Origin of the sequence: Porphyromonas loveana (assembly GCF_003096695.1) — a bacterium.
GTDB lineage: Bacteria > Bacteroidota > Bacteroidia > Bacteroidales > Porphyromonadaceae > Porphyromonas > Porphyromonas loveana.
Window position 1 is genome coordinate 142772 of sequence record NZ_QEKY01000002.1, and the last position, 16315, is coordinate 159086.

A 16315-nucleotide genomic window follows, 5' to 3' on the forward strand; every position below is an offset into this window, starting at 1 on the left:
ACCCATTTTGAAAAAGGATTTTCATAATAAGACACAGGCTTATGACACAAAAAGAATTCGAGGCACTCTACGAAAACAATTGGAGCGAATGGAAAAAATTTCCTAACCCTGACAAAAAAGAATATTTATTTGCTCCATTTGGTCCTGGTGTTTATCAGCTACGTCATTCTTCTTTCGATCATGATTGTCCAGAAGAATTCATCTTATTTGGTAGTGGGAAGAATGTTGCATTTCGTATGTCCTCATTATTACCTAAGCCTAAAGGGGAAGGGACAAGAAAGAATAAAGAAAAGAGAGAATACATCCTTGAAAATATTGATAGAATTGAGTATCGCACAATAGCTTTTGAACACAAAGAAGAGGCAAGAGTCTTTGAAAAGTATGTAAAAGGTAAAGAATCCTACATATTTAGCACGTAAAACACTTCTATTATACAGACTTAGACTCCTCATTTTTCTATTACTTGTTACTCTCCCGCTACATAGATGACGATTTACGTGAATGTGGTTGCGACGAAGCCGGTCGTGGCTGCTTGGCCGGTCCCGTATATGCAGCGGCTGTAATTTTGCCTGCGGACTTCTTCCTCCCACTGCTAAACGATTCGAAGCAACTAAGCGAAAAGCAACGCTATAGCTTGCGCCCCATTATCGAAGCAGAGGCTATTGCTTGGGGTATAGGCATAGTAAGTGCGCAGGAAATAGATGAAATCAATATCCTGCGAGCGTCGTTTTTGGCTATGCATCGTGCCATTGATCAACTACCCTTCCGTCCGGAAAGATTGCTGATTGATGGTAATCGATTCGATCCCATTGAAGGGATACCGCATCACTGCATCGTTGGAGGAGATGCTCGCTATCGTTCCATTGCTGCGGCATCTATATTGGCCAAGACTTATCGAGATGACGAAATGCTCCGCTTGGATACAGACTTCCCCGTCTATGGATGGAAGCAAAACAAAGGTTATCCTTCGCCTTCTCATAAATCGGCCATTCGCGTGCATGGGGCATCACCCCATCATCGTCTGACCTTCCGTGGTGTGACAGAGAAGTAAGGATTAGGAATCATATTTGCGCCGCAGTATATATGAGTAAAAAAAGCCACCATGCACTTCCACGAGCAACGATGCTCCGCAAGAAGGCCATCCAGATTCGCTTGAACGAAGCGGAGCATAAGGCCCTTGATGCGTATTGTTCCCGTTTTGGTGTCGAGAATCGTTCGCGCTGGATACGTGAATTATTGATGAGTGAGGTGATCCATCGATTGGAAAGCGATGTGCCCTTACTCTTCCGAGAGGAGGAGATGCGATGATGTCCGTAACTCTTGCCACAGACGATATCCGCTATATGCGATTGGCTCTTGAGGAGGCGCAGAAGGCTGCCGAGGAAGGCGAAGTGCCCATAGGTGCTATCATCGTAAGCAGGGGGCAAATCATTGCGCGTGCCCACAACGCAGTGGAAAGACTGAACGACCCCACCGCACACGCCGAGATGCTTGCCATCACGATGGCAGTAGATGCAATAGGAGGGAAATACTTACGAGACTGCACGCTATACGTCACGGTGGAACCATGTCTTATGTGTGCAGGAGCACTGCGATGGACACAGATACCACGCGTAGTATATGGTGCTTCAGAGCCGAAGGTAGGTTATCATCTCTTTGCGGACAATGCATTCCATCCGAAATGCCGCGTTGAAGGTGGTATTTTGGCTGCAGAGTCGGAAGATCTGATGCGTACTTTCTTTGCAAGTAAACGCTGACAGACTCATTATCTATATATTTGTGCAATATGGCAGAATTCAGTGTACATATCTTGGGCTGCGGATCTGCCCTACCGACGACCTATCACCACCCATCTTCGCAAGTAATCAATTTGCGTGACAAGCTCTATATGATCGACTGTGGAGAGGGCGTGCAGCATCAATTCCGAATCGAAAAGCTATGCTTCGGTCGTCTGGTGCATATCTTCATCAGCCATCTACACGGGGATCATTGCTTCGGACTTCCCGGTCTTATCTCCACGCTTGGGATGTTGGGTCGAACAGGAACTCTGCATGTACATGGGCCTGAAGGAATAGAACGCTTCTTGGCTCCCATATTAGATCAGTTCTGCCAACGTATGCCCTATGAGGTAGAAATACACACCATCAATGCTTCGCGTCACGCACTGATACATGAAGATAAATCAGTGAAAGTGTACAGTATACCGCTCAGTCATCGCATACCGACAGCGGGCTATCTATTTGAAGAAAAATGCAGGGTGCGCCACCTTAACAGGGCAGCAGCGGAGTTTTACCAAATTCCTCTGTCCGAATACCCCATGATAATAGAAGGTTTTGACTATACGACTGATGATGGAAGAATCATCCCCAACAGACAATTGACCATCCCGGGGACACTTCCCAGAAGATATGCCTATTGCTCAGATACGGAGTTTCTTCCGGCTATCATCCCTATTATACAAGGTGTAGATCTCCTCTACCACGAAGCAACATTTATGGATTCGGAAAAGACAAGAGCCAAAGAGACCTGCCACAGTACAGCCAAGGAGGCTGCAGAAATAGCACGCAGGGCAGAAGTCAAGCGTCTTGTCATAGGACATTATTCGGGTAGATACAGAGATAGCAAGGGGCTTCTTGAAGAAGCCAAAACAGTTTTTGAAGCTACCATTGCAGCCAATGAGGGGATGCGCATTGACGTATAGAGGTGACATCTTTAAGACACCATTATTATATGTACTCATCATCCTCACGGCACTGATGAGTTCTTGTGGAGTCAACAAGAAGCCTACTCCTATATCCGGCAAGCCGGTTTATTCGGCTACCGGCCGACCTCTACTGACTGCTGAAGAGATTGTAACTGATCTAATTGCGTATGGCAAGAAATTCCTTGGAAAGCCTTATAACTATCCTTCGGCTTGGCCAATGGATTGTTCCGGCTATGTAGCTTATTTGTACTCATGCTACGGCATCCATATACCACGATCCTCTTCAGCCCTATACACCTATACCCTACCTGTGCGTTACCCCCTTCCCGGTGATTTGCTATTCTTTCGTGGGAATAACAACAAGAATAGCCGCATTGGGCACGTAGCTCTACTCATTGAAGTACGCGGTGAAGAACTAATCATGATGCACAATACTAACAGCCGAGGAATTATTATCGAATCAGTACAAAGCAGCCCATATTTCCGAAATAGATACGTTGGGGCAGGTCGTCTGCCTGAGATTCATGCTCGCATGGACTGAATTTGGCATACTATCGCTGAATTTGGCATACTATGCCCCAATTTTGCAAAGTCTATGTCGCAAAAACAGAAAAACTATGTTATCTTTGCTACCTAAATATAGCGACATAATCAAATGAACAACTTTTTCAAGATATACGACAATCTTCTTCGCAATCTATCGCCCTCACTACGTAGAGGTTTGATGGATGAAATCAATTGGGAGGAACGTCTGATTGGTATCAAGGGTTCGAGAGGTGTAGGCAAGACGACATTTCTGCTTGACTATGCACGGGAAAAATTCGGCGTAGGCAATAGAAAGTGCTTGTATATCAACCTGAATCAGCTCTATTTCACGACAGAATCATTGGTGGATTTCGCCGGCGACTTTGTTGAGCAAGGAGGAGAAGTATTACTACTGGATCAGGTGTACAAATACCCGGACTGGCCTGCAAGCTTGCGTAAGTGCATAGAGTTGTATCCGAGTCTTCGAATTGTATTCACTGGTTCGACTGTGATGCGTCTGAAGGAAGAAAATCCTGAACTGAATGGATTGGTCACGTCTTATGTGTTAGATGGCTTCTCATTCCGCGAATTTCTAAATCTTAGAACAGGTCTATCGCTTAAACCCTACACATGGGAAGAGATTGTCAAGCACCATGAAGAGATCGTACCAAAGATACTGGATGAGGTGAATCCGCTCGATTGGCTGCAAGAATATCTGCACCATGGATACTACCCTATTTTCTTAGAAGACAAGAATTACTCTGAGAATCTGCTCAAGACACTCAATATGACACTGGAGGTGGACGTGCTCTTTATCAGACAGATCGAACAGCGCTTCCTGCATAAGCTGCGTAAGCTTCTATACATCTTGGGGCAACGGGCACCAGGGTCACTTAACATATCGAACATAGCCAAGGAAGTGGATACATCACGTACAACGATAACAAACTACTTGAAGTATCTGTCCGAAGCCAGACTGATCAAAGAGCTTCACCGCAAAGAGACCGAGGAGGTTAAGAAGCCGGCAATGATCTATCTCGACAATACCAATGTGGGATATGTGATACAGCCCGAACCTCTTAACTTTATCGATGTACTCAAGACATTCTTCCTCAATCAGGTGAAAAGCCGCAATGAGGTGTGTCTGGGTTCTCGCTCTCAGATAGCATTCTGTGTGAACGGAGAATATCAGTTTTGCATAGATGAAAAGATGAGTCGCCGCTACCGTCCGGATCGCTACTATGCAGTCCACAACATAAGAAGCGGGACTCGCAATATTATCCCCCTCTGGCTTTTCGGTTTCTTGTACTAAGGAGCAGATCTTTGTCAGATAAAAAAGAGAAAAACAGTTACGATTATTACTTTACAATAAAGAATCAAAATGGCAAAAGAAAAGAAATTCCTCACTTGTGACGGGAACCAAGCTGCTGCGCACATTGCTTATATGTTTAGCGAAGTAGCCGCCATTTATCCCATCACTCCATCTTCTACGATGGCTGAGTACGTAGATGACTGGGCTGCCGCCGGTCGGAAAAACATCTTCGGCGAGACGGTAAGAGTCCAAGAGATGCAAAGTGAAGCCGGAGCAGCCGGAGCACTTCACGGCTCTCTGCAAGGAGGAGCACTAACCACAACCTTTACGGCATCACAAGGCTTATTGCTGATGATCCCAAACATGTACAAGATCGCCGGCGAACTGCTCCCCTGCGTCTTTCACGTATCGGCACGTGCAATTGCCTCCCACGCCCTCTCCATCTTCGGAGACCATCAAGACGTGATGGCTGCACGCCAGACTGGTTTTGCACAACTCTGTACCGGATCAGTACAAGAAGTAATGGACTTGGCCGGAGTGGCACACCTTGCCACCCTGCGTACGCGTATCCCATTCATCCACTTCTTTGACGGCTTCCGCACCTCGCACGAGATCCAGAAGATCGAAGCTCTCGACAACGAAGACCTGGCTCAATTCATTGACTGGAACGACATAAAACGCTTCCGCAAGAGTGCTCTCAACCCCGAAGCTCCTGTAACTCGCGGCACGGCACAAAACGGAGACATTTACTTCCAGAACCGTGAGGCCAGCAACCGCTTCTACGATGCTGTGCCAGAAGCAGTACAGTATTGTATGGATCAGCTCGCAACGGTTACGGGACGTCACTATCATCTCTTTGACTACTATGGTGATCCAGAGGCAGAGCACGTAATCATCGCTATGGGGTCTGTGACCGAAGCTATCCGCGAAGTAGTGGACGACCTCCGCTCCAAGGGAGAAAAGGTGGGTCTACTCAGCGTACACCTCTACCGTCCGTTCAGTGCTAAGCACTTCCTGGCAGCCATGCCCATGTCAGTGAAGCGCATCGCCGTACTTGACAGGACCAAGGAACCAGGTGCTACCGGCGAACCTCTCTACCTTGACGTAAGGGACTGCTACTATGGTATTGAAAATGCCCCTGTGATAGTGGGAGGTCGCTACGGACTCTCTTCCAAGGACACCACACCGGCTCAAATGAAGGCCGTGTATGATAATCTCAAACTCAATGTGCCAAAAGATCACTTCACAGTGGGGATTGTAGATGATGTAACTTTCACGTCACTGCCCTTGGGCGAAGACCTTATCTTTGACAACCCCTCGTTGGTGGAAGCCAAGTTCTACGGTCTCGGTGCCGACGGAACTGTAGGAGCCAATAAGAACTCTGTGAAGATCATCGGTGACAATACGGACAAATACTGTCAGGCCTACTTCGCTTATGACTCCAAAAAGTCCGGTGGCTTCACCTGCTCACACCTCCGCTTCGGTGACAATCCCATTCGTTCTACTTATCTCGTTGTTACGCCAGACTTCGTAGCGTGCCACGTACCAGCTTACCTGCGTATGTACGATGTTCTCAAGGGTCTCAAGAAGAACGGCACCTTCCTGCTTAACTCCATTTGGGCACCCGAAGACATTGAGCAACACTTGCCCAACAAGGTGAAGCGCTATTTGGCCAAGAACAATATTCGTTTCTACATCATCAACGCCACAGCCATCGCACAACGCATCGGTCTGGGCAACAGAACCAATACTATCCTCCAGTCGGCATTCTTCAAGATCGCCAACGTAATCCCTTATGAATTGGCCGTAGAGCAGATGAAAAAGTTCATCGTCAAGAGCTATGGCAAGAAAGGTGAAGAAATTATCAACAAGAACTTTGCGGCTGTAGATGAGGGTGGTAACGTAGTGGAGATAGCAGTGAAGCCAGAATGGGCCGATCTCTCCGATGATCCAGTGGTACGCCACGAAGGAGACACAGACTTCATTCACAACGTAGTACGTCCTATCAATGCACAAGCCGGAGACGACCTCCCTGTATCGGCTTTCCTCGGCCGTGAGGACGGTACGTGGGATGCCGGCACGGCTGCTTCTGAGAAGCGCGGTGTTGCAGCTTTTGTCCCCGTGTGGGAGGCTGACAACTGTGTACAGTGTAACCAGTGTGCTTACGTCTGTCCCCATGCAACGATTCGTCCCTTCGTCCTCACCAAAGAAGAAGAGGATAAGAGCGGCGTTCGCGTACTCAAGGCTGTGGGCAAACAGTTTGCCGATATGGGCTTCCGTATCCAAGTTAATGTAATGGACTGTCTGGGCTGTAGCAACTGTGTGGATGTGTGTCCCGGCAATAAGAACGGCAAGGCTTTGACAATGAAGCCCATCGAAGAACAGTACGACGAGCAAAAGAACTGGGACAAAATGATCACCGGCGTGACAAGCAAGGCTCACCTCGTAGATGTGACAGCCAATGTGAAAAACTCTCAGTTTGCCACACCTTTGTTCGAATTCTCAGGAGCATGTGCCGGCTGTGGCGAAACGCCCTACGTGAAGCTCATTACGCAGCTTTATGGTGAGCGTCAGACGGTAGCCAACGCTACGGGATGTTCTTCTATCTACTCTGGATCGGCACCTTCCACTCCCTACACCAAGAACGAACGTGGAGAAGGACCTGCATGGGCCAATTCTCTCTTCGAGGATAACGCCGAATTCGGTCTCGGTATGCATCTGGCCTATAAAAAGATGCGTCGCCGCCTCGTTAACCTCGCTGAAGAAGCACAAAGCTGCTCTTGTTGCTCTGATGAACTCAAAGCTCTCCTCAAGGAATGGATAGAGAAGCGTCAAGATGCCGAAGCGAGCAAGATTTTGGCCGATAAGATCCGTCCCCTTGTTGCCGCATGCGACTGTGACATATGCCGGCGCATCCAGCGTGTCGATAGCTTCTTCATCAAACGTGCACAATGGATCATCGGTGGTGACGGCTGGGCCTACGACATCGGTTTCGGCGGTCTTGACCATGTAATTGCCTCAGGCATGAATGTCAACATCTTGGTACTCGACACAGAGGTGTACTCCAATACGGGTGGCCAGTCTTCCAAGAGTACCCCCATCGGTGCCATCGCCAAGTTTGCCGCTGCCGGCAAACGTATCCGAAAAAAAGATCTCGGCATGATTGCCACTACCTACGGCTACGTCTATGTGGCACAGGTGTCTATTGGTGCCAACCCTGCCCAAACCCTCAAGGCCATCCGCGAAGCAGAAGCCTATGACGGTCCTTCAATCGTCATTGCCTACTCACCCTGTATCTCACACGGTATCAAAAACGGTATGGGTAAGACCCAAGCCGAGGGCAAACGCGCTGTCGAATGTGGTTACTGGCACCTGTGGCGCTACAACCCAGAATTGGAGAAGGAGGGCAAGAACCCCTTCCAGATGGATAGCAAGGAGCCGAACTGGGGCAAATTTAAAGAGTTCCTTCAGGGCGAAGTGCGCTACGCCTCACTCCATAAACAGTTCCCTGAGGATGCCAACGAGCTCTTCGCTGCAGCCCTTGAGAATGCTCAGTGGAGATACCGCAACTATATGCGTATGAGTGCAGCCGACTGGTCCGACACGCTGGGCATACAGGACATCAAGGAGGAAAAGGATCGCGACGCATAAGTCTTTCCGACTCCCCTCTTCACGCAGGAAGCCCCCGCGCTCATCGAGTGCGAGGGCTTCTTTTTTTGTCTGGGAACGGCATGAATGGAAGCAGCATCCGCGTAGGCTGGTATAAAAATCAAAGAGGAGATTGCAACGAAAATCCGAAATGAACAGTGGTCGCCAGAGCAAATTGCAGGTCGCGATAAGCGAGAGCGGCAACTCATGGTGGGCAAAACCTCTATTTATGACTTCCTACACGAGGATAAGCACAGCGGAGGTGCTCTATACACTCATTGCAGACATGTTCTCAGACATGGAGAGCAGACTTTCAAATCTGGTGAAGTGCAAGAAATCAAGGAACAGAAAGAACAATTCCAATCGATCACCAGTAATAACAAGTCAGAGTTCATGGTTTTTGATAAGATTGAAGAAGCCCTCAAGATGCCCGTATATTCTGCCAGAGCGTAGACCTTCTACGCGCAAACCTCACATCGAACAAGTAAATGCTGTCATCAGACAATACATCCCTATGCATTCTTCTTCCATTGAGTTAACCCAGAAACAACTTGCAAATAATGAATACTAACGTAACAACAGACTCAGAAAAAAGCTTGAATATAGAACGCCTTTCGAACGTTTCTTTCTTAATTTGCTTATAGGTGGAATAGGCAGGCAGAAAAGCATACTAAGCAGAGCAAAATCTTTATTACCTTTGTTGCTCACTATTTGTAGAGGTTTCGTCGTCGTATCTCAACGGATAATTAAAGACACAACTTCTCGTCATACTTTTCGGTTTTTCAGAACAAAACAAATGATTGCTTTTCAAGCCCTTCAAGCCATTTCTCCTATTGATGGCAGGTATCGTGATAAGGTAGCAACACTCAGTCGCTATTTCTCAGAGGAATCTCTGATCCGTTACCGTGTCCAGGTAGAAGTAGAATACTTCATCGCTCTCTGTAGCGAATTGCCCTCACTCAAGGACGTCTGCACGCCCTCGCTCTGTGAAGAGCTGCGTCGCATCTACACAAACTTCAGCGAGGCCGATGCCGCTCGAGTAAAAGAAATAGAGGCTGTGACCAACCACGACGTTAAAGCCGTGGAATATTTCTTGAAAGAGAGATTCGAAACTCTCGGCATAGGAGAAGACAAGGAGTTTATCCACTTTGGCCTCACTTCGCAGGACATCAATAATACAGCCTTCCCGATGATGATCCGTGAGGCAATAGTCGATATATATATCCCCGCTCTACGAGAGCTTGTAGAGCAACTGCATGGCTATGCACTCGAATGGGAGGATATACCCATGCTCGCCAAGACCCATGGGCAGCCCGCTTCTCCGACTCGTTTAGGCAAAGAGATAGAAGTATTCGTATATCGCTTGCGTAAGCAAATCGAGCAGCTTGAAGCCGTACCACATAGCGGCAAATTCGGAGGAGCAACGGGTAACTTTAATGCACACCACGTAGCCTATCCCGAGCATGATTGGAAAGATTTCGGTCGTCGCTTTTTGGCAATACTCGGGCTTGATCGCGAGGAATGGACTACCCAGATATCCAATTACGACAATATGGCAGCCCTCTTTGACGCCTGTTGTCGTATTAATGTAATCTTGATCGATCTCTGTCGCGACTTCTGGCAGTATATCTCCATGGAGTACTTCAAGCAGAAAATTAAGGCCGGAGAGGTGGGTTCGTCAGCTATGCCGCATAAGGTGAACCCCATCGACTATGAGAATGCCGAAGGCAATCTGGGTATTGCCAATGCGATATACGAGCATCTGTCGCGCAAACTCCCCATTTCCCGCTTACAACGCGACCTGACGGACTCCACCGTGCTGCGCAATGTGGGTGTACCTCTGGCACACTCGCTCATTGCAGTGTCAAGCATCCGAAAGGGACTGGGCAAGTTGCTCCTGAACGAAACGGCTCTGGAGCGCGATCTGCAGAACAACTATGCTGTTGTGGCCGAAGCCATCCAGACAATACTCCGCCGAGAAAGTTATCCCAATCCTTACGAAACGCTCAAAGCGTTGACGCGAACGAATGAAGCTATAACGGCCGATTCGATCGCACAGTTCATCGAAACATTGGAAGTGGACGAAGCAGTCAAGAGGGAAATGCGCAAGATAACACCCTCGAATTACGTAGGAATATGATTTTTTCCTACATTCGCTCAACCAAAGACATAAAAAAATGCTTAGCAACCGTGAGGTTGTATGTGTAGAATCTTAGAACAACCTATTTCAAGAAATGACAACTGAAGAATGCGATTTCATCGCAAAACGAAGCCGCGAGGACGCTTTTTCGTCAGACAAACGTACCGATGCTCCTTCGCCTTTCAAGACTGCGAACCGCTCGAGTGCCAGAGGAAGCTTTACTCCGACTCCACGCGTAGGAGCAACATCCCATCATGAATCGACGGATGCCCTACAGATGCGCAAGCGCCGTACCCGCATCGGCGAACAACCATCTCGTCCTAAGTCCCCCTACGGACAAAATCGGCAAGGTGATTTCAATGACTCACACCCCTCCCAGCAGCGTACGTACAACAACGATCGCTATGACAGGAGCGAACAGCGAGGTCCATCGCCGAGTTACAACCGGGACAACGAAGAGTTTGGACAAAGGAGAGCTACTACCAGACGGTATGAAAACGAATACGATGCCAATCGTGCCAGAAGAAATGATGAATATAGTCGTGGTGGCAGTCAATCTTTCCCCCATCACAAGCAACAGCCTCGCGAAGAACGTCCCATCGGTACCAAAGTGCAGACAGCTCCTCAGAAGAAGAAAAAGAAAAAGCCTATCATACCGGTTAAGTATCAAGAGGTACTGGCAGACCCGAACGAGCCTATCCGTCTGAATAAATACTTGAGTAATGCAGGTGTATGCTCGCGTCGCGAAGCAGACCTTCTGATCGAAAGAGGTGAGGTCACGGTAAACGGTGAGGTTGTTACCGAATTGGGCAGACGCATCACCCGCCAAGACGAGGTCATATATAAGGGAAACAAGGTCGAAATCGAAAGCAAGGTCTACGTACTTCTAAACAAACCAAAGAACTGCGTAACCACCACCGACGATCCCGAGTGCCGAACGACTGTTATGGAGATCGTAAAGCACGCTTGTCCCGAACGAATCTACCCCGTAGGACGTTTGGACCGTAACACGACTGGTGTACTCTTGATCACGAATGATGGTGACTTGGCCTCCAAGCTAACCCACCCTTCTTTTAAGAAAAAGAAAATCTACCACGTATGGCTCAATAAGGACGTATCTATCGAAGATATGCAGAAGATTGCCGACGGCGTGGAGTTGGAAGATGGTGAGATTCATGCCGATGCCATCAGCTATGTGAAAGAGGATGACCTCTCTCAGGTGGGTATAGAGATACATAGTGGCCGTAACCGTATCGTACGACGCATATTCGAGCACCTCGGTTATCGAGTAAACAAGCTCGACCGCGTGTACTTTGCCGGTCTGACCAAGAAGAATCTACCCCGAGGCAAATGGCGTTACCTCAACGAGCAGGAAGTGAACAACCTCCGAATGGGAGCATTCGAGTAAGCAAAAAACGAATCAACGAATACCTTATACTATAGGACAAAGACAATGAAAAGGACTAAAATCGCAGACGCCCTCCGCGGAGAGCTTGTCAGCCAGGAAATCAACATCAAAGGATGGGTGCGCACAAAGCGCGGGAACAAGGCTGTAAATTTTATTGCTCTCAATGATGGTTCTACGATTCACAATATTCAGATCGTAGCCGATCTCGCCCAATTCGATGCAGCACTGATGGCCCAGATCACCACGGGAGCCTGCATCAGCGTCATCGGCAAGTTGGTGGAATCTCAAGGATCCGGCCAGTCCGTTGAAGTACAGGCCTCGGCCATAGAGATATATGGTACTGCCGATCCTACGACTTACCCGCTGCAGAAGAAAGGCCACTCATTGGAGTTTCTGCGTGAAATCGCACACCTGCGTCCGCGTACCAATACCTTTGGTGCCATCTACCGCATCCGCCACCATATGGCTATTGCCATTCACACCTTCTTCCACAACAAGGGGTACTACTATTTCCATGCACCTCTGATCACAGGTAGTGACTGCGAAGGAGCAGGACAGATGTTCCAGGTAACAACACTGAACCAAGACTGTCCTCCCCGCACCAAAGAAGGAGAAGTGGACTATCGCAAAGACTTCTTTGGTCGCCACACTTCGCTGACCGTATCGGGCCAGCTCGAAGGCGAAATGGCAGCCATGGCTATGGGAGGTATCTACACCTTCGGTCCTACATTCCGTGCCGAGAACTCCAACACACCCCGTCATTTGGCCGAGTTTTGGATGATCGAACCGGAAGTAGCTTTCTTGGAGATAGAAGAGAATATGGACTTGGCCGAAGAGTTCATCAAGTACTGCGTGCAGTGGGCATTGGACAATTGTATGGACGACATCAGCTTCCTTGGCGATCACTTCGACAAAGAGTTGGTAAGCCGTTTGCAGTTCGTTCTCGAAAAACCATTTGTTCGATTGTCTTATACCGAAGGGATACGCATCCTCGAGGAAGCTGTTAAGAATGGAACCAAGTTTGAATTCCCCATCTACTGGGGAGCCGATTTGGCCAGCGAACACGAACGCTATCTGGTAGAAGAGCACTTCAAGACACCGGTTATCATGACAGACTATCCCAAGGAGATCAAGAGTTTCTACATGAAGCTCAACGAAGACGGCAAGACCGTACGCGGCATGGATGTCCTCTTCCCCAAGATCGGAGAGATTATCGGAGGCTCAGAACGTGAAGCCGACTATGACAAATTGGTGGCTCGCGCTCAAGAGATGGGCGTACCCGAAAAAGATATTTGGTGGTATCTCGATTCTCGTCGCTATGGTACGGCTCCACACAGCGGTTTCGGTCTCGGTTTCGAGCGATTGCTGTTGTTCGTAACTGGTATGAGCAATATCCGCGACGTGATCCCATTCCCTCGAACACCCAATAACGCTGAATTTTAACAGACGGAATAGGTCTCTTACCACATAAAAATGAGAGAGGGTAGGCCTTGATGGCCTACCCTCTTTTTATTGACAATTGTCAGTTTCAACGACTGTGTAGTAGAATATTTGTCTATTATTCTGCTCAGATGAGAAATAATGTACATATTTGTATGCCGAAAAGCATGAGAATTAGACAGAAAGTATTTATTTTGTGCAAGATTGCGTCGGTTACGTCTAAATACATAGAGCAAACCCTTCGAACAGTATACATTAGCAAGTGTTATCTATACGTCTATTTTGGGACAATCCTCGCATTCTGATGGCATAGCAATAATCGGATATTAAGAATCGTTCCAAATAAGGAAGATTCATAACAAATAAAGGACAAGAAGCGATAACAAGAGCCAAGCGCACCAACATCCGATAACGGAAGCTCTTCGTATCGCTCACCAAATAATGACAGTATTATTAACAAAGAAAAGGAATGGAAGAAAAAACAAGAATCTTTCTCTGTGAAGATGACGGCAATATAGGACCTTTGCTCAAGGAGTACCTTGAGACGAAAGATTATATCGTCGATTTATTCGCTGATGGAGAAGAGGGGTATGCCAATTTCGAAGAGAGTTCGTATGATATCTGCATACTCGATATCATGATGCCACGCAAAGATGGTTACTCACTTATACAGGAGATCCGGTTGATCGATCCGGTCGTTCCGGTTATTTTCTTGAGTGCCAAATCCAAAAAAGAGGATATTATCGAGGGATTCAAGCTCGGGGCTGATGACTATGTCACCAAGCCTTTCAGCATGGAAGAACTCGCCATGCGCATCGAGGCACTCCTGCGTCGTTGCAGCGGCCGTGCACATAAGTATATGTTGTGCTACCGCATTGGCAAATATCTATTCGACACACAGAAGCAAACCATCACTTTTGGCGATCGGGTAACCAAACTGACGACCAAGGAGAATGACCTGTTGGCACTGCTTTGTGCCAATGCCAATGAAACGCTTGAGCGCAACTTTGCCCTTAAGACAATTTGGACTGACGACAATTATTTCAATGCCAGAAGCATGGACGTCTATGTCACAAAGCTTCGCAAGCTACTGAAAGACGATCCCAATGTCGAGATCAAGAATGTCCATGGCAAAGGCTATCGACTGGTGACTCCTCTCCGCGAACGCGAGAGCAAAGAGATGATCAAGGAGATCTAAGCGCATCGGCATTGTTCATCGTATTAAAGGGCAAAGCCGTACGCATTTGCATGAACCCCGAGAGTTATTGGTCTTAACCCTCGGGGTTTATTACTTAATGAAAGACTAACTCTTAACGTACTTACCGGCACCCATGATCCACCTGATCGACTACTCATCGCTACCTCCTAAGGAACAGGAAACAGCATATCCGTTCGTCCGACAATTGTACGAAGCAGCCTTCCCTCCAGAAGAGAGGAGGTCTCAGGAAGATCTGCAACACGCCCTACTCCATCCCGACTGCCATCTCTCCCTCGTCCGCGAGGAGACTGAGGCCACAGGCTTCATGGGCTTCCTTATCAGCTGGGAGCTTTCACCCACACTCACTTTCATCGAGCACTTTGCCATCCTGCCCGAGTGTCGTAATCGTCAGTTGGGTAGCACCATCCTCAAGCTCCTCACCGAGCAAGTCACTAATGCAGAGGCCTGCATGCTTCTGGAAGCAGAGCCACCACTAACGGAGATCGCCCGCAGACGAATCGGATTTTATGAGCGAGCCGGATTTGAGATCATCGACACCGAATACTTACAACCATCCTATCACTTAGGCGGTGCAGCTGTACCCCTCTACCTTTTGGCTTTTAATGCTCAGGGAACTAACCTGACAGAAATGATCCGACTCCTTTACAAACGAGTGTATCAGACGGCCTTTCCTCGACTTCCATAGTGCGCAGTCATCTATACGAAACCTATTCGCTCTCAAAGAAGGACAAAACAACTCTTGCCACTTAATAGTATTAAGCCTTATCACTTGATAGTATCAAGTCCCAACACTTGACAGTATTAAGCCCTACCACCTGATAGTATCTTAATTTAGAAATTATGGGGTTCAAATGGATTTCGGCAGAGGATGCGAGTTCATGCAGCCTTGCCAATAACGCCCCTGTCTGATATCGCGCTCCTGAATACGCCGTCTCACCAGATGGGTAAACTCATGATTCTTCATCCCCCATCGAGGCATCAATATCCATTCGGCCGGAGATTGCGACACGAAACGTTCCAAAACGATATCAGGGCGTAGCCGTTCGATAAAGTCGAGACAGAGATCGATGTACTCCGTTTCGGTATAGAATTGGAAAGCGGACGGATCGGCCAGATAATCTCGTCCCATGGCCGTCCCCCGAATAATCTGCAGCTGATGCAGCTTGAGCGTCGTGATCGGCAGAGCGGAGAGCTTATCCGCATGTCCGAGTATTTCATCTCGACTCTCCCACGGCAGGCCCAGTATCAAATGCGCCCCCACGGGCAGTCCGGCATCGGCAGTCCGCACAATGGCTTCCACGCTCTCTTCCCACAGATGCCCGCGATTCACTCGCTCCAACGTGCTATTGAGCGTACTCTCTACACCATATTCCACCAGGACGAAAGTACTCCCCGACAGTTCTTTCAGGTACGACAGCAAAGCCTCCGGCATACAGTCGGGGCGCGTCCCGATGACGAGCCCGACCACTCCGGGAAAGGCCAAAGCCTCCTCATATTTCCGGATGATTTCCTCCTGCTCACCATAGGTATTGGTATAAGCTTGGAAGTAGGCCAGATACTTCATCTGCGGATATTTGCGGGAGAAGAAGGCGATCCCTTCGTGCAACTGCTCCGTCACCGATCGGTCGCTCAGCGCATAGGCCGGACTGAAGGTCTGATTATTGCAGTAAGTACAGCCTCCGCGCCCTTTCAGCCCGTCTCTGTTGGGACAGGTAAACCCCGCATTGAGGGTTATCTTCTGCACTTTGTAGTGAGGGAATAGGCGATGCAGATAATCGCCAAACTCTCTATAACCTTGGAGTAGAGCATCGTTCATTAGGCCAAAGATAGCGGATATTTCAGCCGTTTGATACAAACCCATGCCAACAAACCACATTCTCCCATACCTTCCCCTATTGGACATCTCATCTGCCGAGGCA

General features: G+C 48.2%; 14 protein-coding genes. 13 read left to right on the forward strand and 1 reads right to left on the reverse strand.

Annotation, left to right across the window (positions count from 1 at the left end; genetic code table 11):
• Positions 1-41 precede the first annotated feature (41 nt).
• The 13 genes from C7382_RS01570 to C7382_RS01635 all read left to right on the forward strand — a co-directional run bounded on the left by C7382_RS01570 (position 42) and on the right by C7382_RS01635 (position 15081).
• A complete protein-coding gene (locus C7382_RS01570; protein ID WP_116678570.1) occupies positions 42-419 on the forward strand; it encodes a hypothetical protein in 378 nt (125 codons plus the stop codon).
• Positions 420-463: 44 nt separating this feature from the next.
• Positions 464-1051 carry a ribonuclease HII gene (locus C7382_RS01575; protein ID WP_116678571.1) on the forward strand — a complete coding sequence of 196 codons (588 nt, stop codon included), beginning with the start codon at positions 464-466 and terminating at the stop codon, positions 1049-1051.
• A 32-nt stretch (positions 1052-1083) separates the two neighbouring features.
• Entirely contained in the window at positions 1084-1308 is a 225-nt protein-coding gene (locus C7382_RS01580; protein WP_207772690.1) for a hypothetical protein, read from the forward strand.
• Complete coding sequence (locus C7382_RS01585) at positions 1305-1757, forward strand: nucleoside deaminase (protein ID WP_116678573.1); 453 nt, start codon at positions 1305-1307, stop codon at positions 1755-1757. Before C7382_RS01580 ends, C7382_RS01585 begins: the two co-directional genes overlap by 4 nt.
• Positions 1758-1786: 29 nt before the next feature.
• A complete protein-coding gene (locus C7382_RS01590) occupies positions 1787-2701 on the forward strand; it encodes a ribonuclease Z (protein ID WP_116678574.1) in 915 nt (304 codons plus the stop codon).
• On the forward strand, positions 2691-3245 hold the full coding sequence (locus C7382_RS01595) for a C40 family peptidase (protein WP_243405620.1): 555 nt from the start codon (positions 2691-2693) through the stop codon (positions 3243-3245). The genes C7382_RS01590 and C7382_RS01595 overlap by 11 nt, the downstream gene beginning before the upstream one ends.
• Positions 3246-3359: 114 nt before the next feature.
• Positions 3360-4541 carry an AAA family ATPase gene (locus C7382_RS01600; protein ID WP_116678576.1) on the forward strand — a complete coding sequence of 394 codons (1182 nt, stop codon included), beginning with the start codon at positions 3360-3362 and terminating at the stop codon, positions 4539-4541.
• A 69-nt stretch (positions 4542-4610) separates the two neighbouring features.
• Complete coding sequence (gene nifJ, locus C7382_RS01605) at positions 4611-8192, forward strand: pyruvate:ferredoxin (flavodoxin) oxidoreductase (RefSeq protein ID WP_116678577.1); 3582 nt, start codon at positions 4611-4613, stop codon at positions 8190-8192.
• 793 nt (positions 8193-8985) lie between these two features.
• A complete protein-coding gene (purB, locus tag C7382_RS01615; RefSeq protein ID WP_116678579.1) occupies positions 8986-10329 on the forward strand; it encodes an adenylosuccinate lyase in 1344 nt (447 codons plus the stop codon).
• Between the two features lie 94 nt (positions 10330-10423).
• Positions 10424-11737 carry a pseudouridine synthase gene (locus C7382_RS01620; RefSeq protein WP_116678580.1) on the forward strand — a complete coding sequence of 438 codons (1314 nt, stop codon included), beginning with the start codon at positions 10424-10426 and terminating at the stop codon, positions 11735-11737.
• Between the two features lie 45 nt (positions 11738-11782).
• Positions 11783-13180: an asparagine--tRNA ligase gene (gene asnS, locus C7382_RS01625; RefSeq protein ID WP_116678581.1), complete on the forward strand. Its 1398-nt coding sequence runs from the start codon at positions 11783-11785 to the stop codon at positions 13178-13180.
• Between the two features lie 466 nt (positions 13181-13646).
• Positions 13647-14375 (forward strand): response regulator transcription factor RprY, encoded by a 729-nt coding sequence (gene rprY / locus C7382_RS01630; RefSeq protein ID WP_116678582.1) that lies wholly within the window; start codon positions 13647-13649, stop codon positions 14373-14375.
• A gap of 133 nt (positions 14376-14508) precedes the next feature.
• Positions 14509-15081, forward strand: coding sequence for a GNAT family N-acetyltransferase (locus C7382_RS01635; RefSeq protein WP_116678583.1), 573 nt, complete (start codon positions 14509-14511; stop codon positions 15079-15081).
• A gap of 162 nt (positions 15082-15243) precedes the next feature.
• On the opposite strand, the gene C7382_RS01640 is transcribed toward C7382_RS01635, so the two are convergent.
• Positions 15244-16212, reverse strand: a complete 969-nt coding sequence (locus C7382_RS01640) for a TIGR01212 family radical SAM protein (protein WP_116678584.1) — start codon at positions 16210-16212, stop codon at positions 15244-15246.
• Positions 16213-16315 lie beyond the last annotated feature (103 nt).